The following is a 26,583-nucleotide window of genomic DNA, read 5'->3' as shown; positions in this document are numbered from 1 at the left end:
CCCGTCACCCCGGGCTAGTCTTGTAGATCGTAAGCAGACTATTAAAAAGGGTGGTGGGTGTATGACCCTGTCCAGGGCTTGCTGCTGGGGTGGTTGGAGTCTGTATGAGCCGTTTGACGATGGCAGTGGTGGCCAGCCTGTTGCTTGCCGGCTGCGCACATGATCCCGATATCCGCGCGGGCCGAGACAACACTTTCGGCATGACCTCGAAAAGCCCGCCGGAGTACCTGAACTGCGTCAAGGCCGAGCTTCCCGATACGGCCACGACCTATGTCATGCAGAACCAGGACGCCCTGGAGCTGTTTGTCGCCAGCACCGACCCGAACAAGGCCGAGGGGCTGGTCAAGGTTCAAGGCGCCGCCGGGCAGCATCAGTTCTCGGCGTACCAGCGTGATGCCTGGTATGACAAGGGGCGTCTGCTCGATGCCGCGCTGATGTGTTCGCGGGTATGATCGCAGCGTAGCGGGGCGCGCTCGTTTCCATCGCGCTCCGTGAAGCGATCCCGCCTCACTTCACCTCAGGTGCCCCTCATGTTGAACGGACTCAACCATCTCACCCTGGCGGTTTCCAGCCTGCCGGACAGCATCGTGTTCTATCAGCAGGTCCTGGGCTTCAAGCTTGATGCGCGCTGGGACCGCGGTGCCTATCTGAGTCTGGGCGACCTTTGGCTGTGCCTGTCGGTCGACCAGATCGAGGCAGGCGACTTACAGCGCAACTACACGCACTACGCATTTTCCATCCGCCAGGCCGACTTCGTGGCATTCGCCCAGCGCTTGCATGAGCATGCCGTGCAACTTTGGAAACAGGACAGCAGCGAGGGCGATTCGCTGTACTTCCTCGACCCGGACGGCCACCAGCTCGAAGCCCATGTCGGCGATCTGCAGTCGCGGCTGGCGGCCTGTCGGGCCAAGCCCTACGCGGGCATGGTGTTCTACGGCTGACGCATCCGCGCCATGCACAGCGCATCGACATACACCCCGTCACGCACGCCGTAATCGCGCAGCCGGCCTTCGGTCTCGAAGCCGAACTTGCGATACAGCGCCAGCGCCGGCTCATTGTCGGCGTAGACGGTGAGCTGGACCCGGCGCAGGTTCATCCAGTTGTCGGCAATGTCGAGGATGGCGGCCATCAGCCGCGAACCGACGCCCCTGCCTTGCCAGGCCTGGGCAACACCCATGAGCAGCTCGCCCAGGTGCGCCTGGCGGATGCGCGTGCTCTGGTCGAGGCCGATGTTACCGATCACCTGGCCCTGGTGCACCGCCACCAGGCGGACCTGTCGCTCATGGTAGGTGGCCAGGCGCTCACGCCAGACTTCGACGGACTGATAGGGCATCTGCAGTACCTGGCGGCACACGGCAGGTTCGTTGTAGAGCGCAGTGATGCCCTGCAGATGCTGCTCGGCAAAACGTTCGATGACGATGTCGGGCGATGGGTCGTTCACTGTGTTTCCATCCTTTGAAAAACGAGTGGCGCCTCAGTGTACGAGGCGCAGGCCAAAGCTGGCCAGTGGCGATGGCCGGGCAAGAAAGCGGATGCGCCGTCGTGCCGCGATGGGTAGAGTGCAGCGATCGTCGTCTTGCCGGAGCCTGTCATGTCTTGTGCCTTCACCCTCATGCAATCGCCTGTCGGCACCTTGACCCTGGTGGCGCGGGGCGAGCGGCTGGCCGCCGTGCTGTGGGAGCACGAGCGGGAGAACCGGGTGCGCCTGGGCGACCTGCACCGCGACGACCGGCACGGCGTGCTGCGCGAGACCGCCCGCCAGCTGGGCGAGTACTTTGCCGGGCAACGCCAGCGTTTCGAGCTGGAACTGGATTTCGCCGGCACCGAGTTCCAGCGGGAGGTCTGGGCGGCGCTGTTGACCATTCCCTTCGGCCAGACCCGCAGCTACGGCGATATCGCACGGCAGATCGGCAAGCCCGATGCGGTCCGTGCGGTAGGCGCGGCCAACGGACGCAACCCGATCTCGATCATCGCACCGTGCCACCGGGTGATCGGAGCCTCGGGCAGTCTCACCGGTTTTGCCGGCGGCCTGCCGGCCAAGCAGTTCCTGTTGGCACTGGAAGGGCGGCAGAGCCTGGCGCTGGATTTCTAGGCGTCAGTCGAGCCAGAAACAGAGCAGCGCCAACACGAGGGCCAACAGCGTGCCCGCAAACAGGCTGTAGTGGCGGTGTGCGCGGCGGGCGTGGGCTTCGACTTCTCGCAGGTACTGCCCTGGAGGCGGGGCGTCCGGGCGATGGCGCAGGCCTTCGGCAATATCGGCCAAGCGCCCGCGAATCAGGGTGCCCACCAGATACCAGGCGCTGGTATAGCTGGCCAGGATCACCAGCACATACTTCATAGGGGCGATACCCCGGCAGTGCCTGCCGGTGAGACCGGTCGTAGCATGCGGCTCCTCATGGTGCATCCGTCCTTGGCATGTCGTCGGCTGACGAGGATACAATCGATGGGCGCTGACTCCCAGCGCCGATGTGTCGATTTCACGGACGAGACCGCAATGACCCATGCCGCAGCCATACCCGCCGACTCATTGATCGCCCCCCACGCCGCGCAGGCGGGCTTCCGTCATTGCCGGGCGATCGACCTGGCGGACGACGGGCAGCCCGCCATGGCGCACTTCCTGCGCCTGATGGCGAGCATGCCCGGCTGGATCGACGAACTGATGGTCCTACGCAATCGCCTGGTCGGGCTGCTTGGGCTGAAGAACCTGGGCCGGTTGACCGCCATCGATCCAGCCCGCGCCCCGGACAGCTACCAGCCCGGAGAGCGGGTGGGCATCTTTACGTTGATCAGCAACAGCGCGAATGAGGTGCTGTTGGTCGACCGCGATCATCATCTGGACGTACACATCGCCCTGATGCGTCGCCCGACGGCCCCGGGGCGGTGCGAGGTGCTGGTCAGCACCGTGGTGCGCACGCACAACTGGCTGGGCCGCCTGTACATGCTGCCGGTGGCGCCGTTCCATCGCTTGATCGCGCCCATCGCCCTGCGCCGGCTGGCGCGGTGACGATCAGGACGGCGGCGCGAAGCGTTGACGGAACCAATCACCGAGCATGGCCTTTTCCGCATACAGCCGGTCGTTACTGCCCAGGCGGCCGGGGCGGCTGAGGTACATCTTGTCGCTCAGGTGTTCCTGGGCCTTGAGCGCGGCCTGCCCTGGCTGCTGAAGGGTGTAGTCGAGGTCGATGCTGGGCCAGGTGACCTCGCGCATGAAGCGCACATCGTAGGCCTGGCTGTGCCAGGGCTCGAAGCGCCCGGCCAGGTCGATGTCGCGGATGTCGATGACCAGTTGCTGGCCGGGTCGCAGGTAGCGCTGGCCGAGCTTCTGCAGGTGCTGGGTGAGGGCCTTCATCACTTGCGGGTCGGCGCCTTGGGGATAGCCGCGGTTGTCGAGGCTGGCATCGCGGAATTTTTCCGGGTGGTCGAAACGCACCTCGACCTGCGCGGTCGGGGTGCCCTGTGCCATGCTGTCGAATGCCAGCACCAGCAACAGGGCGCTGGCCAGGGTGGTACGCATGATGCACCTCCGGGGTGGGGCGGCTTGCCTGCCTATTTTACGCCGGTACGGGGCATAAGCAGAGGACTGATGCAATGAGCGCTTTTCGGCGGATGACCGCCAATACCCGCGGGCGTGACCTGGCCGTGGGTGATATTCACGGGCACTTCGAACGCTTGCAGGAATGCCTCGAGGCCGTCGAATTCGATCCGGCGGTGGACCGCCTGTTCAGCGTCGGTGACCTGGTCGACCGCGGGCCGGCCAGCCCGCAGGCGTTGGAATGGCTGGCCAAGCCCTGGTTCCACGCGGTGCAGGGCAACCACGAGTCACTGGCGGTCAATCACCTGCGCGGCGGACGGGTTGACCTGGACATGTACCGGGCGGCCGGCGGCGGCTGGTTCCTCGACCTGCCGAAAACGGAGCAGGCGCGTTTCGTCGAGGCGTTCGAGCGGCTACCGATCGCGTTGCAGATCGATACACCCAACGGTCCGGTCGGGCTGCTGCACGCCGACAGCCCGTTCGATGACTGGGAGCATCTATGCGTGAACCTGCAGGCTGGGGATGACCCCGAGGTGCGGGAGGTGTGCCAGTGGTCGCGACGGCGCCTGAAGGAGGGCGACAGCCGACCGGTGAAGGGCTTGCGTGCCTTGCTGGTCGGGCATACGCCAGTGCTGGAGGTGAAAGTGCTGGGCAACGTCTGGCACCTGGACACCGGCGGCTGGAGCCGTGGTCACTTCAGCCTGCTCGAGCTGCGGGGGCTGACGTTGCTCAGCCCAAGGCCAGGTGCATGAGCACGCCGCTGGCGAGCAGGATCAGCATCACCCCCGAAGTCCGTTCCAGCCAGGGCAGGGCGCGGGCGAAGCGGTGCAGCACCCGCTGATTGCCGATGGCCAAGGCCACCAGCAGGTCCCAGGCCAGGACGATGGCGAACATCCACATGCCATAGGCCAGCTTGGCCAGGGCGCCGCTGCTGGCGGTCATGCTGGCCAGGCTGGCGTAGAACAGTGCGTTCTTCGGGTTGAGGATGCCCGAGGCGAAGCCCATGCCCAGGCTGTTCAGCCAACTGCCGGCGTGGGATGAAGCATGGGCGGCGGAACCCGTCAGGCCGCTCTTTCCAGCATGGCGCAGGAACAGTTGCCCGATGTACAGCAGGTAGCCGCAGCCGGCCAGTTGCAGGGCGACGAACAGCGGGCTGCCGTCGCGCAGGAACGACACCCCGGCGAACGCCGCGCCAATGAACACGCCATTGGCCAGGGCGATGCCGGCGCAGGCGCCACTGGCCACCCGCCAGCCGGCGCTGGCCGAGGTTCGGGCCACCAGGAAGAAGTCCGGTCCTGGCGAGAGCAGGGCGAGGAAGTGGGCGGTGGCGATGAGCAGGAACAGTTGCATGGTCGGGCTTCCAGGGAGAGGAAGCCGCAGTCTGTGGCGGGGTGACAGGGCGGGTATTGAAGATTATTGCAAGGCTGCGCGGTATGTCCCCGGTGTTACCCCGGCATGCGCCTTGAACACCCGCTGGAAGTGACTCTGGTCGGCAAAGCCCAGGCCGTAGGCGACTTCAGCCAGCGGCTGGCCCTGGCGCAACAGTTGCCGAGCCTTGTTTACACGGGCGTTGAGCAGGTAGGCATGGGGCGTCATGCCGGTGGCGAGGCTGAAGGCGCGGATCAATTGATAGCGCCCCATGCCGGCCAACCGTGCCAGGCGGTCGAGGCTCAGTTCGGCCAGCGTCTGCTCCTCGGCATGGCCCAGCAGGTCGCGGAGTGTCGAAGGTGGCAAGGGCGGCGCAGGTGGCAGGTGCGGATGGATGGAGAAGTCGTTGTCGCCGAGAAAGGCCACCAGTGCCGCCTCTTTCTCGAACGCCGTCGCCCTGGAAAACAGCAGGGTGTTCAGTGTGCAAAACCGCCGGTACAGAGCTGCCGAACGGCTGATCCGGGCCGCCGCGCTGGGTTGGTCGGCGGCAATCCCCGACTCCAGGCGCAGGCAACGCAGCCAATCGGCGTCCAGGTGCAGCATCTGGTAGCTCCAGGCCTGTCCGGCTTCGGGGTTGCAGGCATGCACCCGCTGGGCCGGCACGAACACCAAGGTGCCGGGTGCCAGCCGCACCTGTCCGTCGCCGGCCCCGGTGAAGCGGCTATGACCGGCATCCACCGCACCAATGGAAAAGCTCGGGTGGCTGTGGGCCTTGTAGCAGGCACGGCTGTGGCAGGCGCGTCGGCTCTCGACGTAGGGCAGGGCCGGGTCGTGCCAGATTTCGCTGCTCGATGGGGTCATGGCGAGAGGGCCTGGAGGGGAGCGCAGGGCGCCAGTCTAGCGCGTGCCTGCTGTTCCGGCCATTTACCGTGCCACTGTGCTTGACGCGCCTGCCCGCCGGGCGCGACGCTGCGACGGTCACCGCTGGAGAAGAATAATGGACCTGTCGAGCCTGCTGCTGTTCATCCCCGCCTGTTTCGCCCTGAACATGGCGCCGGGCCCCAACAACCTGCTGTCCCTGCACAACGCCAGCCGTTACGGCCTGCGCACCGCCTGCGTGGCCGGCGCCGGGCGCTTGCTGGCCTTCAGCGGCATGATTGCCCTGGCTGCCATGGGCCTGGCCGTGGTACTGCACACCAGCGAGTACCTGTTCCTGGCGATCAAGGTGCTGGGCGCTGGCTACCTGTTCTATATCGCCTGGCAGCTGTGGCGGGCGCCGGTCGGCGAGGCGGTGGTGGCCGGCGAGCAGCCGCGCGGCACCTGGAAGCTGGCGCGCCAGGAGTTCTGGGTGGCGGCGGGCAACCCCAAGGCCATTCTTATCTTCACCGCCTTCCTGCCGCAGTTCGTCTCGGTGGGCAGCGCCACGCCGGTGAGCGAGCAGTTCCTGCAGCTGGGCGTGCTGTTCCTGCTGCTGGAGTGGGCGGCCATCGCCATCTACGCCGGGCTCGGCGCCTACCTGCAGCGCTGGTTCGAACGGCCCGGGCCACGTCGGCTGTTCAACCGGGTCAGTGCCTCGCTACTGGGGTGCGCGGGGCTTGGCCTGCTCGCGGCTCGTCGCTGATCCGCTGTTTTTCAGTGCAGCTGAGTATTGCCGCACTGTGCGCTTGCTGACACCTTTCCCTGTTTCTGCCCGGCGCTTTTGCGCCGGGTGACAAGTGGTGGGTCTATCCCGGGAGCGTGGTGTGAAGTGGTGGAGCAAGGCAGGTCGGCAAGACCCGCAGATCAAGGAGCTGAACCTCGCGCTCGAACGTAGCCGCTCACAGCTGGTGGCGTGGGAGCAGCGCGCCCGCGAGGCAGAATCGAAGGCCACGGAACTGGCACGGGAGAACCAGGTGTTCGCCCACCTGGCCGGCAACCTCTCGGCATTCTCGCATTCCCTGGAAATGACCCAGACCTCGTTCGCCAGCCTCGCCCACAGCATGGAGCAGGAAAGGCAGTACGCCATCCGCATCCAGGGTATCGCCAGCAGCAACCAGGCCAGCATTGATGCCATCGCGACCAATCTTGAGCAACTGGCCGATGCCTCCGGCGAGGCGTCGGAGAAGGTTGGCAGGCTCGATCACCAAGCCCAGCAGGTCGGTGGTGTGCTGGAGATCATCCGCGAGGTGGCGGACCAGACCAACCTGCTGGCCCTGAATGCGGCCATCGAGGCGGCGCGGGCCGGGGATGCCGGGCGCGGCTTTGCCGTGGTCGCGGATGAAGTCAGGACCCTGGCCAGGCGCACGGCGGACGCCACTGCCGAAATCGGCACGCTGGTCTCGGCCATTCGAGCCGACAGTGCGCAAAGCCGCGGGCATATCGCCAGCCTGGCCGAGCATTCGTCATCGTACAGCGGTGTTGGCCAGACGGCGGCCAGTACCATGCGCCAGTTGCTGGACATGTCGACGGTGGCGGAGGGTTCGGCATCGGTGTCGGCGCTGCGCAGTTTCTGCGAGCTGGCCAAGCTCGACCACCTGATCTACAAGTTCCGCGTCTACAAGGTGCTGTTCGGGGTCTCGCAGGAGCGCGGCGCGGACTTTACCGACCATACCCTTTGCCGCTTGGGCAAGTGGTATCGCGAGGGGGACGGGGCCCTGCACTATGCACATCTTGCAGGATACAAGGACATCGACGCGCCCCATGCCGCCGTGCACCGTTGCGCATTCGACGCCATTGATGCCCATGCCAGCGGCAATACCGCAGCGATGCTCAAGGCAGTGGCCGACATGGAAAGCGCCAGCCTGGCCGTGCAGGAAGGCTTGGAGCGCGTGGTCGCCAGTGGCGAACAATCGCCGGCGCTGCTGCAAAGGCGCCGCGCCGATGAGGCTCAGTCGCGGTAGAACGTCTGCACCAGGTGATAACCGAACTTGCTCTTGATCGGCCCGTGTACCACGCGCAGGGGCTTCTTGAAGATCACCTGGTCGATGGCGCCGACCAGCTGGCCCGGGCGCACCTCGCCCAGGTCGCCGCCGCGCTTGCCGGACGGACAGGTGGAGAATTTCTTCGCCAGCACGTCGAAGGCCTCGCCGTTGGCGATGCGCTGCTTGAGCTTTTCGGCTTCGTCAGCGGTCTTGACCAGGATGTGGCGGGCTTGGGCTTTCATGGGCTTACCTGTGCTTCGGGGGCAAAAGGTCGACATTATGCCTGATGGCGTCATCAGCGTAACTCCGGTCTGTCGCGGAACTGCTCCAGCGCCTCGGGGTTGGCCAGCGCATCGGTGTTCTTCACCGGCAGGCCATGCACCACGTTGCGGATCGCCAGCTCCACCAGTTTGCCGCTGAGGGTGCGCGGGATATCGTCGACCTGGGCGATCACCGCCGGCACATGGCGCGGCGTGGTGTACTGGCGGATCACCAGGCGGATGCGCTGGCGCAGGGCGTCGTCCAGTTGCAGGCCGTCGCGCAGGCGCACGAACAGCACCACGCGCACGTCGTTGTGCCAGTCCTGGCCGATGGCCACGCTCTCCAGTACCTCCTCGACCTTTTCCACCTGGCGATAGATCTCCGCGGTGCCGATGCGTACGCCGCCGGGGTTGAGCACGGCATCGGAGCGGCCGTGGATCACCAGGCCGCCGCCCGGGATCTGCTCGGCATAGTCGCCCTGGCACCAGATACCCTCGAACTGGCTGAAATAGGCGTCATGGTAGCGGCTACCATCGTCGTCCCCCCAGAACCCCAGCGGCATCGAAGGAAAGGGCTGGGTACAGACCAGCTCGCCTTTCTCGCCAGTGATCGATTGCCGCTGTTCATTCCACACGTCCACCGCCATGCCCAGGCCCTTGCCGGCGATTTCGCCGCGGCGCACCGGCAGCAGCGGGTTGCCGAGCACGAAGCAGGCGACGATATCGGTGCCACCGGACATGGACGCCAGGCACACGTCGGGCTTCACCTTGGCGTATACATAGTCGTAGCTGTGTGGTGACAGGGGCGATCCGGTGGAGAGGATCAGCCGCAGGCTGTCGAGGCGGTGGGAGCTTGCCGGTTCGACGCTCGCCTGTTCCAGTGCGGCAAGGTACTTGGCGCTGGTGCCGAAGGCATGGATCCCTTCGGCGTCGATCAGGTCGATCAGGCGCTCGGGGCCCGGATGAAACGGCGAGCCGTCGTACAGCACCAGGGTGGCGCCGACCGCCAGGCCGCTGACCAGCCAGTTCCACATCATCCAGCCGCAGGTGGTGTAGTAGAACAGCACGTCGTCGGCCTTGAGGTCGTTGTGCAGACCGTGTTCTTTCAGGTGTTGCAGCAGCACGCCACCGGCACGGTGGACGATGCACTTGGGCACGCCGGTGGTACCGCTGGAGTAAAGGATATAGAGCGGATGGTCGAAGGGCAGGGCGGTAAAGTCCGGGGTGCCGCCCGGGGTGAAATAGTCATCCCACAGCACGGTCTGCTGGGTGCTGAACTCATCGGCGCGGGTCTGCGGTCGGGTGTGGGGCACTACCAGCAACCGCTCGACACTGGGGAGTTGGGACGCGACCTGGTTGATCTTCTCCACCTGGTCGATGGTCTTTCCGGCGTACTGGTAACCGGCGCACGCCACCAGCAGCCTGGGCGCGATCTGGCCGAAACGGTCGATGATGCCATGGGTGCCGAACTCCGGTGAACAACTGGACCAGACCGCGCCGAGGCTGGTGGCGGCGAGCATGGCCACCAGGGTTTCCCAGGTGTTGGGCATCACTGCGGCGATACGGTCGCCGGGCTGGATGCCGGCGTGCCTGAAGGCCTGTTGCAGCCCGGCGACCTGGGCGGCCAGTTGATTGTGGGTGAGGCTGTGGCGGGCGCCGTCCTCGCGCAGGGCCACCACGGCCGGGCGGTCGTCGCGGCGTAGCAGCAGGTGCTCGGCGACATTCAGGGTGGCGCCGCGGAACCAGCGGGCCTCGGTCATGTGCTCGCCTTCCTCGAGGATGCTTGCCGGTGGCGTGTGCCAGCGCACATGGAAGTACTCGGCCAGGGCCTGCCAGAACTGTGGGCGCTGTTCGATGCTCCAGCGGTGCAGGGCGGCGTAGCTGTCGAGCTGGAGGTTGAAGCGCCGGTTGACCCGGCGGCGGAAGGCTTCCATCCGGCTCGCTTCGATGCGGGTGGTGGAGGGGCGCCAGAGGACGTCGTTCATGCCGGGACCCTCGGTAATGGCTACTGGTCTGATAACAGGCAAGCGCAATCCCTGGAGCGGCCTTGCGTCGCGAAAGGGCCGCGCAGCGGCCCCAGGGTTTCAGCGTTGACGCACCAATCGGCGGGGCTGCTACAAAAAACGTGTAACCCTGATCATCCGGCGTCAGGGTGTCCTTACTCCACTTTAGCCGCTTACTGGGCCAGCCAGCCGCCATCGACGTTCCAGGCGGCGCCACGCACCTGGCTACCGGCCTCGCCGCACAGGAACAACACCAGCTCGCCGAGATGCCGGGGCGTGACGAAGGCCAGCGAGGGCTGCTTCTCGGCCAGCAGGTCGTGCTGCGCCTGCTGCGCGTCGCCCCCATTGGCGGCGCGGTCGTCGATCTGCTTCTGCACCAGCGGGGTCAGCACCCAGCCCGGGCAGATGGCATTGCAGGTGACGTTGCTGGTGGCGGTCTCCAGGCCGATGACCTTGGTCAGGCCGACCACGCCGTGCTTCGCGGCGACGTAGGCGGCCTTGCCGGTGGAGCCCACCAGGCCGTGCACCGAGGCGATGTTGACGATCCGCCCCCAGCCCCGCGCGCGCATGCCCGGCAGGACCAGGCGGCTGCCGTGGAACACCGCCGACAGGTTCAAGGCGATGATCTTGTCCCAGGCCTCCACCGGAAACTGCTCGACCGGCGCCACATGCTGGATGCCGGCGTTGTTGACGAGGATGTCGACCGCGCCGAACTCGCGTTCGGCCAAGGCGAACATCTGCTCGATCTGCGCCACGTCGGACAGGTCGGCGGGGTGGTGGGCCACCTTGACCCCGTGCTGCCTGATCTCGGCAATGGCGCCCGCCGGGTCGCCAAAGCCGTTGAGCAGGATATTGGCACCGGCCTCGGCCAGCACCTGGGCTATCCCCAAACCGATGCCGCTGGTGGAACCGGTGACCAGTGCGGTCTTGCCTTTGAGCGTCATGCTGTTCTCCTTCATACGATGCCGGTGGCGTAGAACGTGGCGATGACCACGAATACGGCCAGGGTCTTGATCAGGGTAATTCCGAAAATGTCCTTGTAGGCCTCGCGGTGGGTCAGCCCGGTCACCGCCAGCAGGGTAATCACCGCGCCGTTGTGCGGCAGGGTGTCCATGCCGCCGCTGGCCATGGCGGCGACCCGGTGCAACACCTCCAGCGGGATGTTCGCCGCGTTGGCGGCGGCGATGAAGCTGTCGCTCATGGCCGCCAGGGCGATGCTCATGCCGCCGGAAGCGGAGCCGGTGATGCCGGCCAGCAGGGTGACGGTAATGGCTTCGTTGACCAGCGGGTTGGGGATACCGCGCAGGGCGTCGGCCAAGACCAGGAAGCCCGGCAGCGAGGCGATCACTGCGCCGAAACCGTATTCCGAGGCGGTGTTCATCGCCGCCAGCAGGGCGCCGCTCACGGCGCTCTTGGTGCCTTCGGCCAGGCGCTGGCGAATGCTGCCGAAGGCGCACACCAGCACCATCAGGATGCCCACCAGCAGGGCCGCCTGCACCGCCCAGATCGCCGTGAGCTTGGCCACGTCGCTCTGCACTGGCGTGGCCATGCCCGGCAACTGCAGGGTGTGGCTGGCCCCGTACCACTGCGGGATCCAGTGGGTGAACAGCAGGTTCATCACCCCCACCAGCAGCAGCGGCGCCAGGGCCAGCCACGGGTTGGGCAGGGCGATGTCGTCGGCGGTTTCCGGCTCGTTGCGCAGGTTGCTGCCGTAGCCTTCGCCCTTGCGCTGGGCCTTGTTACGCTGGCGTTGCAGGTAGAGCATGCCGGCGCAGAACACGAACAGCGTGCCGATCAGCCCCAGCCAGGGCGCGGCCCAGGCGGTGGTGTTGAAGAAGGTGCTGGGGATGATGTTCTGGATTTGCGGGGTGCCGGGCAGGGCGTCCATGGTGAAGGAGAACGCGCCCAGGGCGATGGTCGCCGGGATCAGCCGCTTGGGAATGTCGCTCTGGCGGAACATCTCGGCGGCGAACGGGTACACCGCGAACACCACCACGAACAGCGACACGCCGCCGTAGGTAAGCAGGGCGCAGACCAGCACGATCACCAGCATGGCCTGACGGGTGCCGAGCAGGCGAATGGCGGCGGCGACGATCGAGCGTGAGAAGCCCGACAGCTCGATCAGCTTGCCGAACACGGCGCCGAGCAGGAATACCGGGAAATAGAGCTTGATGAAGCCGACCATCTTCTCCATGAACACCCCGGTGAAGGCCGGGGCCACGGCGGCGGGGTCGGTGAGTAGCACGGCGCCAAGGGCGGCGATGGGGGCGAAGAGGATCACGCTGTAGCCGCGGTAGGCGGCGAGCATCAGCAGGGCCAGGGCAGCGAGGGCGATGAGCACGGTCATCCTAAGGGGATCTCCAACTGTTGTTTTTATGGTTGGAATACCAGTAGCGGGAATTGTGCCAACTTGTTAAGTCATTGAAATTATTGAATTATCTTGAATTTATAAAGATCGATGTCTCGAATTTGAGAAAGTGGGGCCGCGTTGCGGCCCATCGCCGGCAAGCCGGCTCCCACAGTGGATTGCGGTACGCCATGTGGCAGGCGCCTTGTCGGCGGCCGCGGGCGCAACCATCGCGCTGGTCTCAATAAAGAGATACATATCTCCTTATTGAGACTCGATATCCAGCGCAACCATCTTTTTGTACAAGGTCGACCGTCCCAGCCCCAATGCCTGCGCTGCCTCCGGCACATTCCCGCCAGTGCGCCCCAAGGCCCGCACAATCAGCCCGCGTTCAAACTGCGCACAGGCCTCCCGGTACCCCAACTGCGGTGCCGTCTCGGCCACCGGGCTCAATGGTCCCAGCGCGTTTGTCAGATCATGCACGCCCAGCCGTGGCTGGTCGGCCAGCAGGGTCGCCCGTTCCAGCACATTACGCAGCTCTCGGATATTCCCCGGCCAGGCATGGCGCCCCAACAGTGCCTGGGCCTCGGCCTCCAGCTCATACTGGCTGCCCAATTCGGCAAGAATCGCCTCGCACAGCGCCGGCAGGTCCTCCAGGCGTTCGCGCAGCGGCGGCACCTGCACCGGCAGCACATTCAACCGGTAGTACAGGTCGGTACGAAACGCTCCCCGGGCCATCGCCGCCTGCAGGTCGATGGAGGTGGCGGCGATGATCCGCACATCGCTGCGCAGCATCTGGTTGCTGCCCACAGGCTCGTATTCCTTCTCCTGCAGCACGCGCAACAGCTTGCTCTGCAGGGCCAGGGGCATGTCGCCGATCTCGTCGAGGAACAGCGTGCCGCCTTCGGCCAGTTGCAGCTTGCCGCTGCGGCCCTTGCGGTCGGCGCCGGTGAAGGCCCCGGGTGCGGTGCCGAAGAACTCGGCCTCCAGCAACGCTTCGGGGATCGCCGCGCTGTTGATGCTGACGAACGCCTTGTGCGCGCGCGCCGAGGCGGCGTGGATGGCGTGGGCCAGCAGTTCCTTGCCGGTGCCGGTCTCGCCGAGTAGCAGCACCGGTGAGTCGCTGGTCGCGCCGCGGCGGGCGCGGCGCTTTGCTTCAAGGCAGGCCGGGCTGCTGCCGACGAACTGGGCGAAGCTGTAGCGGGCCTGGCGCGCACGCAGTTGCGAGCGGGTCGAGGCCAGTTCCTGCTGCATGCTGGCATAGCGCTTGAGCAAGGGCGACAGGCTGCGTAGCTCGTCGAACAGGGCAAAGCCAATGGCGCCGATCAGCGCGCCCTGGTCGTCGTGGATCGGCAGGCGCATCACCACCAGCGGCTCGTTCGGCGTGTCGAGCATGTCCAGCAGGATCGGCTTTCCGTTGCTCACCACCTCGCGCATCAGGCTGCCGGGGATTACCGCCTCGCAGGGCTGGCCGATGGCGCTGGCGGCGTCCTGCAGGCCGAACCGTCGGGCATAGCGCTCGTTCATCCAGACGATGCGCGCCTGGCGGTCGACGATCACCGTGCCTTCGCTGGATTGCTCGATGATCTCGAACAGCGAGCGGATGGCCAGTTGGCGGACCTGGGGGTAGTCCTTGAGGTTGTCGTGCATGGAAGACGTATCCGTTGAGACAAGTGTCGTGCGCCCCTGTAGAGCGGCCTTGTGTCGCGATAGGGCCGCTCCTGCAGTGACCGAGGTAAGGCTATGAGCGGGGATCGAACGCCTCGCGCAGCGCATCGCCGATAAATACCAGCAACGACAGGATCAGCGCCAGGGCAAAGAACGCGGTAAAGCCCAGCCACGGCGCCTCGAGGTGCTGCTTGCCCTGGGTCACCAGCTCGCCCAGCGAAGCGCTGCCGGCGGGCATGCCGAAGCCGAGAAAGTCCAGCGCGGTGAGGGTGGTGATCGCCCCGGTGAGCATGAAGGGGACATAGGTCAGGGTCGCGTTGAGGGCGTTGGGCAGGATATGCCGCAGCATCACCTGGGTATCGGACAGTCCCAGTGCGCGAGCGGCCTTGACGTATTCCAGGTTGCGCCCACGGAGGAACTCGGCGCGCACCACATCGACCAGGGTCAGCCAGGAGAACAGCGCCATGATCCCCAGCAGCCACCAGAAATCCGGCTCGACGAATCCTGACAGGATGATCAGCAGGTACAGCACCGGCAATCCCGACCACACTTCCAGCAGGCGCTGGCCGAACAGGTCGACCCAGCCACCGTGGTAGCCCTGCAGGGCACCGGCCGTCACGCCGATCAGCACGCTGAGCAGGGTCAGGGCGAAGGCGAACAACAGCGAAACCCGTGTGCCATACAATACCCGCGCCAGCACATCGCGGCCCTGGTCGTCGGTGCCCAGCCAGTTGCTCGCGCTGGGCGGGCTGGGGGTGGGCACCTGCAGGTCGTAGTTGGGGGTATCGGCGCTGAACGGGATGGGCGCGAACAGCATCCAGCCGCCCTGGCCCTCGATCAACTGGCGCACGTACTGGCTGCGGTAGTCGGGCTGGAACGGCAGCTGCCCGCCGAACTGCTGCTCGGTGTAGCGCTTGAGCGCCGGGGTGTACAGCTCGCCCTGGTAGCCCAGCAGCAAGGGCTTGTCATTGGCCACCAGTTCCGCGCCCAGGCTCAACAGCAACAGCCCGGCGAACAGCCACAGCGAGATCCAGCCGCGGCGGTTGTCGCGAAAGCGCCGCAGGCGCCGCCGGGCGATGGGCGAGAACATCAGCGGCCCCTCGCGTCGAAGTCGATGCGCGGGTCGAGCACCGTGTAGCACAGGTCGCCCAGCAGGCGGATCAGCAGCCCGGCCAGGGTGAAGATGAATAACGTGCCGAACACCACCGGGTAGTCCCGCGACACCGCTGCCTCGTAGCTCATGCGCCCGAGGCCGTCGAGGGAGAAGATCACTTCGATCAGCAGCGATCCTGCGAAGAACACCGTGATCAATGCCTGGGGCAGGCCGGCCACCACCAGCAGCATGGCGTTGCGCAGTACATGGCCGTACAGCACCCGGCGCTCGCTCAGGCCCTTGGCCCGTGCGGTGACCACGTACTGGCGGGCGATCTCGTCGAGGAAGGCGTTCTTGGTCAGCAGGGTGAGGGTGGCGAAACCGCCGATCACCAGGGCGCCAACCGGCAGCACCAGGTGCCAGAAGTAGTCGGCGACCTTGCCCAGCAGGCTGAGCTGGTCGAAGTCCTCCGACACCAGGCCGCGCACCGGGAACCAGTTGAGCGAGGTGCCGCCGGCGAACAGCACGATCAGCAGCAGGGCGAACAGGAACGAGGGCAGGGCGTAGCCGATCACGATCAGCGCGCTGCTCCAGGCGTCGAAGCGGCTGCCATGGCGCACCGCCTTGCGAATGCCCAACGGGATCGACACCAGGTAGGTGATCAGCGTGGCCCAGAAGCCCAGCGACAGGGTCACCGGCAGTTTCTGCACGATCAGCTCGGTGACCGTGGCGCCGCGAAAGAAACTCTGGCCGAAGTCCAGCCGTGCATACTGGCCAAGCATCAGCCACAGCCGTTCGGGCGCGGACTTGTCGAAACCGTACTGGCGCTTGATCTCCTCGATCAGCTTCGGGTCCAGACCGCGGGTGGCGCGGGACTCGCCCTGTACTGCCTCGACGCGGGCACCCGGCGCGCCGCCGCCGATGCCCTGCAGGCGCGCCACGGCCTGTTCCACCGGCCCGCCGGGCGCGGCCTGGACGATGGCGAAGTTCACCAGCAGGATGGCCAGCAAGGTGGGGATGATCAGCAGCAGGCGGCGCAGGATGTAGGTGGTCATGGCATGCTCCGCAAGCGCTCGGCCATCCGCGGGTTGGTCAGGGCCCGGGGGCTGACTTCCCACCAGGTGTCCAGGCCTTCGTCATAGGCCGGCTGTACCTTGGGCAGGCCGAAGCGGTTCCACCACACCGTCGAGCTGCCCGGCGGGTAGTAGTTGGGAATCCAGTAGTAGTTCCATTGCAGCACCCGGTCCAGGGCGCGGGCGTGGCGCTGCATGTCGGCCTGGCTGGTGGCGCGTACCAGGCCGTCGAGCAGGCGGTCCACCGCCGGGTCCTTGAGCACCATCAGGTTGTTCGAGCCCGGATCATTGGCTGCGGCGGAACCGAAGTAGTTGTACTGCTCGCTGCCCGGCGACAGGGTCACCGGGTAGCCGGTGACGATCATGTCGTAGTCGCGGGCCATCAGCCGGTTGACGTACTGGGCAGAGTCGACGTTGCGGATGTTCAGTTCGACGCCGATCTGCGCCAGGTTGCGCTTCCACGGCAGCAGCAGGCGTTCCATCCCCGACTGGCCATTGAGGAAGGTGAAGCTCAACGGCTGGCCCTGGGCATTGACCAGTCGATCGCCCTGGGGATGCCAGCCGGCGTCCTGCAGCAAGGCCAGGGCCTTCAGTTGCTGCTGGCGGATGATGCCGGAGCCATCGGTGACCGGTGCGTTGAATACCTGGCTGAACACCTGGTCCGGCACCTGGCCGCGCAGCGGTTCGAGCAGCTTGAGCTCCTCGGCGTCGGGCAGGGCGCGGGCAGCCAGGGGGGTGTTCGAGTACAGGCTCTGCTGGCGGATGTACATGTTGCGCATCATCTGCCGGTTGCTCCATTCGAAGTCCCAGAGCATGGCCAGGGCCTGGCGCACGCGGCGGTCCTTGAACTGCGGCTGGTCCAGATTGAACACGAAGCCCTGGGCGATCTGCGGCTTGGCCGGAGCCAGGTGGGCGCGCTGCAGGCGCCCGTCATCCAGCGGGGCACCGTTGTAGCCGAGGGTGTAGGCGGTGGCGGAATACTCGCGGTTGTAGTCGTAGCCTCCACCCTTGAGCACCTGGCGGGCCACCTCGGTGTCACCGAAGAATTCGACGCCGATGCGGTCAAAGTTGTACAGCCCGCGGACGACCGGCAAATCCCGCGCCCACCAGGTCGCATCGCGCTCGAAGGTGATGCTGCGGCCGTTGTCGATCCTGCTGATGCGGTAAGGGCCGCTGCCCACCGGCTTGTCGAAGCCGGCGCCGTTGGCGAAGTCGCGTTGCTGCCAGTCGTGCTCGGGCAGCACCGGCAGGCCGGCCAGCTCAAGGGGGAGCGTACGGCCATGGGGCTGTTTCAAGTCGAAGCGCACCTGACGCGGGCCTTCGACCGTGACCGCGGCGACATCGGCGAACTGGGTACGAAACTTGAGGCTGCCCTGGTTCATCAGCAGCTCGTAGCTGAAGCGTACGTCTTCGGCCCGTACCGGCTTGCCGTCGGCGAAGGTGGCGCGGGGGTCGAGGTAGAAGCGCAGCCAGGCGTCATCGGGGCCGCGCTCCATGCGCTGGGCGACAAGGCCGTATACGGTGTAGGGCTCATCAAGCGAGCGCACGGCCAGCGGTGCGTACAACCAGCCATCGACCTGGCTGACGCCGATGCCTTTGTCGATGTAGGGCAGGACATGGTCGAACTGGCCGATCTCGATGGCCGAGCGGCGCAGGCTGCCGCCCTTGGGGGCGTCGGGGTTGACGTAGTCGAAATGGTGGAAATTCGCGGGATAGCGCGGGGCTTCGGCGTAGACGGTGAGGGCGTGGGTGGGGGCGGCATGGGAGGTGGCAGTCAGGCACAACAGCATGAACCCACACAACAACTGTGGGAGCGGGTTTACCCGCGAATGCGTCAGCTCAGGCAACGATGTTGCATGGACCGGCGTATTCGCGGGTGAACCCGCTCCCACAGGGTACGTCATCGGCTGCGATGACTTAGTCCTGACGGCTGGTCACTTCCAGCAGGTGGTAGCCGAACTGGGTCTTCACCGGACCCTGGACGACATTCAGCGGCGCGCTGAAGACCACGGTGTCGAACTCGCGAACCATCTGGCCCGGGCCGAACGAACCCAGGTCGCCGCCCTGACGGCTGGACGGGCAGGTAGAGTGGGCCTTGGCGACTTCGGCGAAGTCGGCGCCGCCTTCGATCTGTGCTTTGAGTTCGTTGCACTTGTCTTCGGTGGCAACCAGGATGTGGCGGGCGGTGGCACGGGCCATGGGTACTGCTCCTTGGGATCGAAAAGGCAAGCCTAGCGCACTTGTTCGTGCCGTGTCTCGCAAGGCTTGCCATAGAGGCCTACAGGCGAGCGGCGGCCTCGCGCAGCAAGGCCTCGGTCGCCTCCCAGCCCAGGCAGCCGTCGGTGATCGACACGCCGTACTTCAGCGCGCCCTTGCCCAGGGCCTGGCAGCCATCGAACAGGTGCCCTTCGAGCATTACCCCGACCAGCGAACGGTCGCCGGCCAGGCGCTGGGCAAGCACATCCTCGAACACCGCCGGCTGGCGAGCCGGGTCCTTGCCGCTGTTGGCGTGGCTGCAGTCGACCATGATCCGTGGCGCCAGCCCGGCCTTGGCCAGGCCTTGGCGGGCCAGGGCGACGCTCTGGGCGTCGTAGTTCGGGCCCTGGTGCCCGCCGCGCAGCACCAGGTGGGTGTCAGGGTTGCCCAGGGTCTCGATGATCGCCGGGTGGCCTTGGACGTCCATGCCGAAGTGACGGTGCGGGTGGGCGGCACTGCGCATGGCGTCGCAGGCGATGCCGATTCCACCGTCGGTGCCGTTCTTGAAGCCAACTGGCAGCTCCAGGCCGCTGACCATCTCGCGGTGGATCTGCGACTCGGTGGTGCGCGCGCCGATGGCGGCCCAGCCCAGCAGGTCGTCGAAGTAGCCGGCGGCCATCGGCTGCAGCAGCTCGGTGGCGATCGGCAGGCCGCGTTCGAGCATGCCCAGCATCAGGCCGCGGGACAGGGCGATGCCGGCGTGCATGTCGTCGCTGCCATCAAGGTGCGGATCGTAGGCCAGGCCTTTCCAGCCCACGGTGGTGCGCGGTTTCTCCACGTAGGCGCGCATCACCAGCAGCAGCTTGTCGTCGACGTCACGGCTGAGTGCGGCCAGGCGGTCGGCGTATTCGAGGGCCGAGCGCGGGTCATGGATCGAGCAGGGGCCGACCACCACCAGCAGACGTGCGTCGCGGCCTTCGAGGATGGCGCGGATTGCCTGGCGGTGAGCGTGGACTTGCTGGGTGAGTTCGCAGGACAGCGGCATCTGCTGCTTGAGCAGGTGCGGGCTGGGCAGGCGCTGGCTGACGGTGGTGTTGGCAGCGTGCGGTTGGGTCAGGGGCAGGGCGAGGTTCGAGGCTTGCATGGCGTTTTTTCCCTGGGCGGACGGCGGGTTATGGCCCGCGTCGTCGGCCCTATCGAGGTGTTCGACTGATCGTCAAATGGGGTGTCTGTGGGGCATTGCCACCGGAAATCGACCGAACGGAGGCGGCAGGCTGGCCCGAACGGAACTGGCTAAATCGCCATGCGAAAGTGCGGTAATAGGTGGTGTAGTTCATGTCGCTGTCCTCAAGGTAATCGGTATGTTTCTTGGGTCCGGAAAAGCAAAACCCCCGGTCGGGGAGCCGACCGGGGGTTTGAGTATTCTCATGTTCGGCGGCCCCTCGAAGGTGGGCGCCGGATGGGTCATCGGCGCCTAGTGGCTAAACCAATACCCGAAATAAAAGCTGGCAACGGCGTTACGACCGGCAACGGCCAGCACGCGGTGCGCGGAGCGACCGGTGTGGTTGGCGTGGTTGCGGGATTGTTTCGACATGTTGCTCTCCAGTGATTGGGACCGAGCTTACTGCACCTTTGCGTTGGCGTTCAATCACTAAATGCTATTGGGGTCATTGTGTTCCTGTACTGGCCTTATCGCCGGCAAGCTGGCTGCCACGGGAATGTGCTGGCAAAGGCCTGCGTAGCAGCCCCTGATCCGGGGCATACCACTGGGTGATTTTCCCCGAATCGCATCGTCATAATTCATAACCTATTGAAAAATAGCAGTTAATTGGCTGGCATGGCCCTTGCTCACCTTTGTGCATATTCCTGTGTTTCCGGAGGTGCCCCATGTCGACCCCTCGCAAAGGCCCGGTCCTGTCCACTTTCCTGCTGGCCCTGCTGGGCTGGCAGGTCTCCAGCGAGGCCGCGGTGCAGTGCCAGCGCACGCTGGTGGCCAACGTGGTGGCGCTGGATCAGCCGCTGATGTTCAACCGCCTCGGCGCGCAGAACGCCAACGGCATGATGTACGCCCTGCGCCAGGACGTGGTGGATGAGCACCAGGTGCCCTTGGGCAAGGGCGGCGCCGCGGTGCCGGGCAAGGTCACCCTGCGCCCGGACAAGCGCCCGCGGCCGATCGTGCTGCGGGTGGCCGCCGGTGACTGCCTGACGGTCAACCTGACCAACCTGCTGGCCTACCAGGCCAACCCCAACAAGCACGGCATCGACCATGACGAAACCGGGGGCGAAGGGGAGGAAGAAGAGGGCGCCGAGGTCGAGAACGAAGGCGGCGAGCACTTGGTTGCCGACGAACAGGTTCGCGACCGTCACGTGGGCTTCCAGGTGAATGGCATGCAGGCGGTCAACACCATCGCTGATATTTCGGCCAACACCGGGCGCAACGGCAACTTTCTGGTGGCCCCCGGCAGCACCCGCAGTTACACGTTGTACGCCGAACGCGAGGGTGCCTTCGCCGTGTCCAGTCGCGGTGCGCCGTTCGGCGGCGAAGGTAATGCCGGCAACGTCGCCAACGGCCTGTTCGGCCAGGTGGTGGTGGTGCCCAAGGCCGGCCGCACCTATCGCAACACCCTGACCGAGGAGGAAATGCGCCTGGCCACCACTGGCCGCACCGCCACCGGTCAGCCGGTGATCGACTACGAGGCGCGCTATCCGCAGGCCCAGCCGTGGGTCGCCGAGGGCAAGGCCGGCAGGCCGATCATCGCCATGGTCGACGGCAACGAGATCCTCAACAGCGAGACTGACGCCATCGTCATGGGGCCGAATCCCGACGGCAGTTTCCCGAAAGCCACCTACCCGCTGGAAAGCGTCGGCAAGCGCAACCCTGCGTTGCCCAACCGGCTCGAGGCGTTTCGCGACTTCGCCTCGCAGTTTGCCGACGAAGTGGCAGGCACCCAGGCATTCCCTGGCTACTGGGCAGACCCGGTAATGGGGCATGTGCTGGAGCCGACCCGCGATTCGTTCATGATCAACTATGGCTCCGGCGGCATGGGGGCGGAGGTGGTGGCCAACCGACTCGGCGTCGGGCCGATGCACGATTGCCTGTCGTGCGCCTACGAGGAATTCTTCCTCAGCGCCCATACCGTCGGCGATGTCGGGACGTTGGTGGATATCCCGGCCAACGTTGGGCTGGAGCACATCCGTCCTGGCGAAACGCCGCCGGCCAGCGCCACCGGGGTCAAGGCAACCATGGCCCTGTACCCGGCCGAGCCTGCCAACGTGCACCACAGCTACATCGGCGACTTCACCAAGTTCCGCAACACCCACAACGGCCACGAGCAGCACATCTTCCACCTGCACGGACACCAGTGGCTGTTCAATCCCAACGACGACAATTCCGACTACATCGACGCCCAGGGCATTGGCCCTGGCGTGGGCTACACCTACGAGATCGCCAACGGCGGTTCGGGCAACCGCAACCGTGTGGCGGGCGATGCCATCTATCACTGCCATTTCTATCCGCACTTCGCCCAGGGCATGTGGGCCATGTGGCGGGTGCACGATGTGTTCGAACCGGGTACCCGCCTGGAGGTCAGTGGCGAGGGCGCCAACGGCTTCCACAGCACGCCGTTCGCCTTGCGCAATGGCAAGCCGGCCCAGGGCGCCCGTGCGCTGCCGGACGGCGAGATCATCGCCGGCACGCCGATCCCGGCCATCGTGCCGTTGCCGGGCAAGGCCATGGCGCCGATGCCGGGCAAGGTCACCGTGGTGCCCAAGCTGTCCGAGACCCTGGTCGCCGGGCATGAAGATGACGATGAAAAGGAGGAGGGCGATGACCATCCGGATCAACCGCCCATCCCGCGCGCCGTCGGTTCCCTGGCCCTGGTTGACCGCAGCGAGACCAATCGCAACGCCGACGGCAGCCTGAAGAACCCCGGCTACCCGTTCTGGATTGGCGGCATGGAAAGCAGCGTCGGCCAGCGCCCGCCGACCCCGCCGCTGGACATGCTCGACCCGGCCCTGGCCCGCCAGCTCAAGGACAGCGGCAAGGCGCTGTGGGCCAACCTCGACCCCAACCAAGTCGACGGCTGGGACGGCGGCCTGGGCCGGCACACCCTTGACGGTGTGTCTGCCGGTGGCGATGCCGTGACCACCACCACCAAGCTGGATTTCTCCAAGGTGGTGCACAAGGCCAAGCCGATCTACCTGCCCGAGGAGGGCACCGAGGTCGAGCAGGCTGCCATGCAGTTCCACGCCAAGGCCGAACATCCAAGCTTTGCCCTGATCCCCGGCGGCGCGCCGGTGGCCAAGGCCTTTCGCACCAACGGCGCCTTGCCCACGGCGGGCGCGCCGTTCTACGAGCCGTGCATGGACGACCGCGGCAAGCGCCTGACCCAGTCCTCGGGCGTCGGCGAGTTCTTCAGCGGTGAAAACCTCACCGGCATGAGTTTCCGCGGTTCGTCCACGTTCACCGCCGACCGCCCGCGCATCTACAAGGCGGCCAACATCCAGTTCGACGCGGTGTACAACAAGGTTGGCTACCACTTCCCGCAGGCGCGCATCCTCGCCCTGTGGGAAGACGCCTGGCCGGTGATCACCAAGCAGCGCCCGCCGGAGCCGCTGGTGATGCGCATGAACACCTTCGACTGCACCCAGTACGTGCATACCAACCTGATCCCGTCGTTCTATGAGATGGACGACTACCAGGTGCGCACGCCAACCGACGTGATCGGCCAGCATATCCACCTGCCCAAATGGGACCTGACTGCCGCCGACGGCTCTGCCAACGGCTGGAACTACGAGGACGGTATCCTCTCGCCCGGCAGCGTGGTCGAGCGTGTGCATGCCATCCGCAGCTTCAACAACTGCACCGAGGGCGACACCCGCGACGGCACCGCCGCCTGCCCGAAAGCCAAGCAGCATCCGTATTTCGGGCGCTTTGGCCGGGCCGATTGGCTCGGCGCGCGCAGCGCCATGCAACGCTGGTTCGCCGACCCGCTGGTGAACGTGTACAACGTCGATCGTGGCCTGGGCACCATCTTCACCCATGACCACCTCGGCCCATCGACCCACCAACAGCTGGGGCTGTATGCAACCGTGCTGGCCGAGCCCGCCGGTTCCACCTGGTACCACGCCGAGACCGGCGAGCAGCTGTACAACCCGGCCACCCGCCAGGACGGCGGCCCGACTTCGTGGCAGGCGGTCATCCAGACCGGTGACCACGACGGCGATGGTAAAAACGACAGCTATCGCGAGTTCTTCCTTGAGTACAGCGGCTTCCAGCACGCCTACGAGGCGGGTGTATATGTCGGCGCAGGGCCTAACGGCGTACCTGATGGCCAGGCGTACCCGCCGACCGCCGACAGTTTCCGCTATGCCATCAATCCGCCGGTGCGGGGCAAGGCGTCCACCCTGCTGGAGGCCATTGTCGAGGAACGCGGTGGCATCAACCCCGGCTGTCCGAGCAGGCCATGCCCGCAGGCGATTTCGGTGGATGATCCTGGGATGTTCGTCGTCAACTACCGCAACGAGCCCCTGGCGCTGCGGGTGTTCGATCCTGACAAGGTCGGTCCCGACGGCAAGCGCGGCATGCAGGCCGACGGCCTAGGTGGCGACCTGGGCTACGCCTTGCAGACCCGTACCGACCGTGCCATTCCGGCGATGAACCTGGCACCGTCGGCGATTACCCAGGCGGTGGGTCCCACCGGCGGCACCACGCTGTTCCCACCGCACATCAACAAGGCCGGCAGCGAGCCGGGCGACCCGTTCACACCCATGCTGCGTACCTATTCAGGCGACAACGTGCGCCTGCGCATGCATGCCGGTGGACATGAAGAGGAGCACAACGTCACCCTGCACGGGGTCAAGTGGCTGCAGAACGGCTCGGGCTTCGGCAACAGTTCCAATTCGGGATGGAAGTCGTCGCAGATGATCGGCATCTCCGAACAATTGGGCTTCATGGCACCGGTATCGATGATCTCCAGCTCCGCCGCCACCAACGGCGACTACCTGTATTCGCTGGACGCGGCACTTGAGGGCTATTGGAACGGCATCTGGGGCATCATGCGCAACTACACCGCTCAGCGTGCCGACCTGTTCCCGCTGCCCAACAACCCGCAGCCGGTAGCCATGCGCAACACCGTGAACTTCGACGGCATCTGCCCGAAAACCACGGCCAACGCCAATGGCATCGGCACACGGCCAACGGTCAAACGGAGCTATGAAGTGGTCGCGGCGCTGGCCAACGATATCCTCGAGAACCGTAACAGCGTGACCATCAGCGACCCGAACGGCGTCGGCCAGCATGTCGGCGGCCCGCTCAAGGCCAATGGTGGCACGCTGGTGTTCAACAGTCGGCGCACCAGCATCCCGCTGGTGAGCGGGGTCGACCCGGAGGATGGCGAGACCTTCACCATCGGGGGCCATGGCGCGCCGCTGCACGACCCGACCGCGATCCTCTATGTGCGCAAGGCCGATCTCGACCCAAGCAGCGGCAAGCTCAAGGCAGGCGTGCCGGTGGAGCCATTGATCCTGCGCGCCAACGCCGGCGATTGCATCAGCGTCACCCTGGAAAACCGCCTGCCGCTGGTGATGCCCGACCTGCCCAGCACTGCGGTGATGCACAACGTGGTCAAACGCGATCGCTTCGCCAGTGAAGGCGCCACGGCCTTCGCCAACAACCTGATGCGCCCGTCCAGTCATGTTGGCCTGCACGCGCAGTTGCTGGCGTACGACATCACCAAGTCGGACGGCGTCAACGTCGGGCTCAACCCGGTGCAGACCGTGCCGCCGCGCACCGGCGGCAGCGGCGCGTATCCGACCAAGGTGTACCAGTACTACGCCGGGCATCTGGAGCGCGAGGGCAAGCCGACCCTGCAACTGGGTCGTACAGTGGACAACATCAACACAACCGCCATCGAGTTCGGCGGCCTCAACCTGACCCCGGCCGATGTCATCAAGCAGCCGCAGAAGGGCCTGGTGGGCGCCATGAGCATCTTGCCGCAGAGTGCCACCTGGACCGAGGACACCGCCAGCCGTGCCCAGGCCACGGTGAAGGTCAGTGGTCAGGCGGACTACCGTGACTTCGTCACCGTGTGGCAGCGGGCGCTGAACATGCGCTGGGCCGACGGCGCGCCGGTGGCGGGTATCAATACCGAGGGCAACGGTGCGGCGGGCGATCCGCAGGACAACGGCAACATGGCGGTCAACTACAAGACCGAGCCGCTGTGGCTGCGTTTCGGCATGGCCCCGGACTCGCCGTTCGGCCATGCCGACGGCTTGGGTTTCGCCGACATCCCCAACGCGCACATGGCCTACAGCAATGCCCTGGTCGGCGGTGATCCGCAGACACCTGTGCTGTACGCCAAGCCTGGGCAACCGGTGCGCAACCACATCGTCATGCCCAGTGGCGGCAGCCGCGGCATGACCTATCAGTTGGACGGGCACCTGTGGCCGTTGCACAACTACCAGGCCGAGAAGAGCGATGTGGACGGCTACCCCATGGGGATGCCAGGCATCGGCTCGGTGCGGTTCGGCTACAACCCTATGGCCATGTACATCGGTGCGCAGGAGAGCGTGTTGCCGGCGGCGCACTTCAGCTTCATGTTGCCCAGCGCCGGTGGGTCCAATGCGGTTCCGGGAGACTATCTGTTCCGGGATTATGCCGCGTACGGAAATACCTCGGGGTTGTGGGGCATCCTGCGGGTGACCAACGAGGCGCCGCCGGCCACGGCGCCGGCGCAGTAAAAGGGGGCTGGTGGCCTGGCTTGGGAGTGGGGGAGGCCACCAGCTCTCTGGCGACAAGGATGCAGCGCCTATGAGATCGAGCGCCGCCCGCACGGCGCGTTGCCAGCTTGCCGGCGACGCGCCATGCGGGCGGCGCTCGATTTCATAGGCGCTACAAGGCGTTCGTCTTACACGCATCGCGCATTGAGCATGAAGGGGGGCGCAAAGCGCCCCCGTGTTTGGGGCAGCCTCCCCAATACTCTCCGCTTGTTTCTCCAAAACCCTGATTTAAAACAATTTTACTGATGGCATAGCGCTTGCTTCCACCCTCCACAGAACCCTTGAGCCCCGTGGAGGTGCAGCATGGTCATCCCGCTCGAAGGCGCTGCCCCGTGCGCGCCCATACCCGCCAACGGAGTACGGA

At 65.9% G+C, this 26,583-nt stretch carries 23 protein-coding genes and 1 pseudogene; 9 read left to right on the top strand and 15 right to left on the bottom strand.

The window, feature by feature from the left end:
- Positions 1 to 104 precede the first annotated feature (104 nt).
- On the top strand, positions 105 to 452 hold the full coding sequence (locus K5H97_RS14770; protein ID WP_232108862.1) for a hypothetical protein: 348 nt from the start codon (positions 105 to 107) through the stop codon (positions 450 to 452).
- Between the two features lie 78 nt (positions 453 to 530).
- A complete protein-coding gene (gene fos / locus K5H97_RS14765; protein WP_028688971.1) occupies positions 531 to 941 on the top strand; it encodes a fosfomycin resistance glutathione transferase in 411 nt (136 codons plus the stop codon).
- On the opposite strand, the gene K5H97_RS14760 is transcribed toward fos, so the two are convergent.
- On the bottom strand, positions 932 to 1,441 hold the full coding sequence (locus tag K5H97_RS14760; protein ID WP_028688970.1) for a GNAT family N-acetyltransferase: 510 nt from the start codon (positions 1,439 to 1,441) through the stop codon (positions 932 to 934). The two genes, fos and K5H97_RS14760, sit on opposite strands and share 10 nt — an antisense overlap.
- A 150-nt stretch (positions 1,442 to 1,591) precedes the next feature.
- On the opposite strand from K5H97_RS14760, the gene K5H97_RS14755 reads away from it, so the two are divergent.
- The gene (locus K5H97_RS14755) at positions 1,592 to 2,092 is read left to right on the top strand and encodes a methylated-DNA--[protein]-cysteine S-methyltransferase (RefSeq protein WP_028688969.1); all 501 of its coding nucleotides are present in this window, start codon (positions 1,592 to 1,594) and stop codon (positions 2,090 to 2,092) included.
- A 3-nt stretch (positions 2,093 to 2,095) separates the two neighbouring features.
- Here K5H97_RS14755 and K5H97_RS14750 read toward each other — a convergent pair whose 3' ends face one another.
- Positions 2,096 to 2,338 carry a hypothetical protein gene (locus K5H97_RS14750; RefSeq protein WP_028688968.1) on the bottom strand — a complete coding sequence of 81 codons (243 nt, stop codon included), beginning with the start codon at positions 2,336 to 2,338 and terminating at the stop codon, positions 2,096 to 2,098.
- A gap of 156 nt (positions 2,339 to 2,494) precedes the next feature.
- On the opposite strand from K5H97_RS14750, the gene K5H97_RS14745 reads away from it, so the two are divergent.
- A complete protein-coding gene (locus tag K5H97_RS14745) occupies positions 2,495 to 3,004 on the top strand; it encodes a DUF2867 domain-containing protein (protein WP_028688967.1) in 510 nt (169 codons plus the stop codon).
- Between the two features lie 3 nt (positions 3,005 to 3,007).
- Here the strand turns inward: K5H97_RS14745 and K5H97_RS14740 are convergent, their stop codons facing one another.
- Positions 3,008 to 3,514, bottom strand: a complete 507-nt coding sequence (locus tag K5H97_RS14740; protein WP_028688966.1) for a DUF3016 domain-containing protein — start codon at positions 3,512 to 3,514, stop codon at positions 3,008 to 3,010.
- 74 nt (positions 3,515 to 3,588) lie between these two features.
- Here K5H97_RS14740 and K5H97_RS14735 point away from each other — a divergent pair, with 74 nt between their 5' ends.
- Positions 3,589 to 4,284, top strand: a complete 696-nt coding sequence (locus tag K5H97_RS14735) for a metallophosphoesterase (RefSeq protein ID WP_028688965.1) — start codon at positions 3,589 to 3,591, stop codon at positions 4,282 to 4,284.
- On the opposite strand, the gene K5H97_RS14730 is transcribed toward K5H97_RS14735, so the two are convergent.
- Both K5H97_RS14730 and K5H97_RS14725 read right to left on the bottom strand, forming a co-directional pair.
- Positions 4,262 to 4,882 (bottom strand): LysE family translocator, encoded by a 621-nt coding sequence (locus K5H97_RS14730; RefSeq protein WP_028688964.1) that lies wholly within the window; start codon positions 4,880 to 4,882, stop codon positions 4,262 to 4,264. The genes K5H97_RS14735 and K5H97_RS14730 overlap by 23 nt on opposite strands.
- A gap of 63 nt (positions 4,883 to 4,945) precedes the next feature.
- The gene (locus tag K5H97_RS14725; RefSeq protein ID WP_028688963.1) at positions 4,946 to 5,761 is read right to left on the bottom strand and encodes an AraC family transcriptional regulator; all 816 of its coding nucleotides are present in this window, start codon (positions 5,759 to 5,761) and stop codon (positions 4,946 to 4,948) included.
- Positions 5,762 to 5,897: 136 nt separating this feature from the next.
- Between K5H97_RS14725 and K5H97_RS14720 the strand changes: the two genes are divergently transcribed.
- From K5H97_RS14720 to K5H97_RS30015, 3 genes and pseudogenes are all read left to right on the top strand, one after another.
- A complete protein-coding gene (locus K5H97_RS14720) occupies positions 5,898 to 6,521 on the top strand; it encodes a LysE family translocator (RefSeq protein ID WP_028688962.1) in 624 nt (207 codons plus the stop codon).
- 523 nt (positions 6,522 to 7,044) lie between these two features.
- A pseudogene (locus K5H97_RS30020) lies at positions 7,045 to 7,284 on the top strand (methyl-accepting chemotaxis protein); the annotation flags it as partial.
- A 36-nt stretch (positions 7,285 to 7,320) separates the two neighbouring features.
- Positions 7,321 to 7,779: a CZB domain-containing protein gene (locus tag K5H97_RS30015; RefSeq protein WP_371349964.1), complete on the top strand. Its 459-nt coding sequence runs from the start codon at positions 7,321 to 7,323 to the stop codon at positions 7,777 to 7,779.
- On the opposite strand, the gene K5H97_RS14710 is transcribed toward K5H97_RS30015, so the two are convergent.
- The 10 genes from K5H97_RS14710 to K5H97_RS14665 form a co-directional block, all read right to left on the bottom strand.
- On the bottom strand, positions 7,767 to 8,042 hold the full coding sequence (locus K5H97_RS14710) for a peptidylprolyl isomerase (protein ID WP_008095636.1): 276 nt from the start codon (positions 8,040 to 8,042) through the stop codon (positions 7,767 to 7,769). The genes K5H97_RS30015 and K5H97_RS14710 overlap by 13 nt on opposite strands.
- A gap of 53 nt (positions 8,043 to 8,095) precedes the next feature.
- Complete coding sequence (locus K5H97_RS14705; RefSeq protein ID WP_028688961.1) at positions 8,096 to 10,045, bottom strand: acetoacetate--CoA ligase; 1,950 nt, start codon at positions 10,043 to 10,045, stop codon at positions 8,096 to 8,098.
- A 191-nt stretch (positions 10,046 to 10,236) separates the two neighbouring features.
- Positions 10,237 to 11,007 carry a 3-hydroxybutyrate dehydrogenase gene (hbdH, locus tag K5H97_RS14700; RefSeq protein WP_028688960.1) on the bottom strand — a complete coding sequence of 257 codons (771 nt, stop codon included), beginning with the start codon at positions 11,005 to 11,007 and terminating at the stop codon, positions 10,237 to 10,239.
- Positions 11,008 to 11,018: 11 nt separating this feature from the next.
- Complete coding sequence (locus K5H97_RS14695; protein WP_028688959.1) at positions 11,019 to 12,410, bottom strand: GntP family permease; 1,392 nt, start codon at positions 12,408 to 12,410, stop codon at positions 11,019 to 11,021.
- Positions 12,411 to 12,674: 264 nt separating this feature from the next.
- Positions 12,675 to 14,060 (bottom strand): sigma-54 interaction domain-containing protein, encoded by a 1,386-nt coding sequence (locus K5H97_RS14690; protein ID WP_028688958.1) that lies wholly within the window; start codon positions 14,058 to 14,060, stop codon positions 12,675 to 12,677.
- Positions 14,061 to 14,151: 91 nt separating this feature from the next.
- Entirely contained in the window at positions 14,152 to 15,168 is a 1,017-nt protein-coding gene (locus tag K5H97_RS14685; protein WP_028688957.1) for an ABC transporter permease, read from the bottom strand.
- The gene (locus K5H97_RS14680) at positions 15,168 to 16,226 is read right to left on the bottom strand and encodes a microcin C ABC transporter permease YejB (protein ID WP_028688956.1); all 1,059 of its coding nucleotides are present in this window, start codon (positions 16,224 to 16,226) and stop codon (positions 15,168 to 15,170) included. Before K5H97_RS14680 ends, K5H97_RS14685 begins: the two co-directional genes overlap by 1 nt.
- Complete coding sequence (locus K5H97_RS14675; protein WP_028688955.1) at positions 16,223 to 18,148, bottom strand: extracellular solute-binding protein; 1,926 nt, start codon at positions 18,146 to 18,148, stop codon at positions 16,223 to 16,225. The genes K5H97_RS14680 and K5H97_RS14675 overlap by 4 nt, the downstream gene beginning before the upstream one ends.
- 13 nt (positions 18,149 to 18,161) lie before the next feature.
- On the bottom strand, positions 18,162 to 18,443 hold the full coding sequence (locus K5H97_RS14670) for a peptidylprolyl isomerase (RefSeq protein WP_028688954.1): 282 nt from the start codon (positions 18,441 to 18,443) through the stop codon (positions 18,162 to 18,164).
- A gap of 79 nt (positions 18,444 to 18,522) precedes the next feature.
- The gene (locus K5H97_RS14665) at positions 18,523 to 19,584 is read right to left on the bottom strand and encodes a 3-deoxy-7-phosphoheptulonate synthase (protein WP_028688953.1); all 1,062 of its coding nucleotides are present in this window, start codon (positions 19,582 to 19,584) and stop codon (positions 18,523 to 18,525) included.
- Positions 19,585 to 20,327: 743 nt separating this feature from the next.
- Between K5H97_RS14665 and mnxG the strand changes: the two genes are divergently transcribed.
- Positions 20,328 to 26,180 carry a manganese-oxidizing multicopper oxidase MnxG gene (mnxG, locus tag K5H97_RS14660; RefSeq protein WP_028688952.1) on the top strand — a complete coding sequence of 1,951 codons (5,853 nt, stop codon included), beginning with the start codon at positions 20,328 to 20,330 and terminating at the stop codon, positions 26,178 to 26,180.
- The last annotated feature ends 403 nt before the right edge of the window (positions 26,181 to 26,583 follow it).

It is taken from the genome of Pseudomonas mosselii (assembly GCF_019823065.1).
Lineage (GTDB): Bacteria > Pseudomonadota > Gammaproteobacteria > Pseudomonadales > Pseudomonadaceae > Aquipseudomonas > Aquipseudomonas mosselii.
The sequence above is the reverse complement of the archived record's forward strand: the minus strand, read 5'-3'. Positions and strand labels throughout refer to the sequence as shown.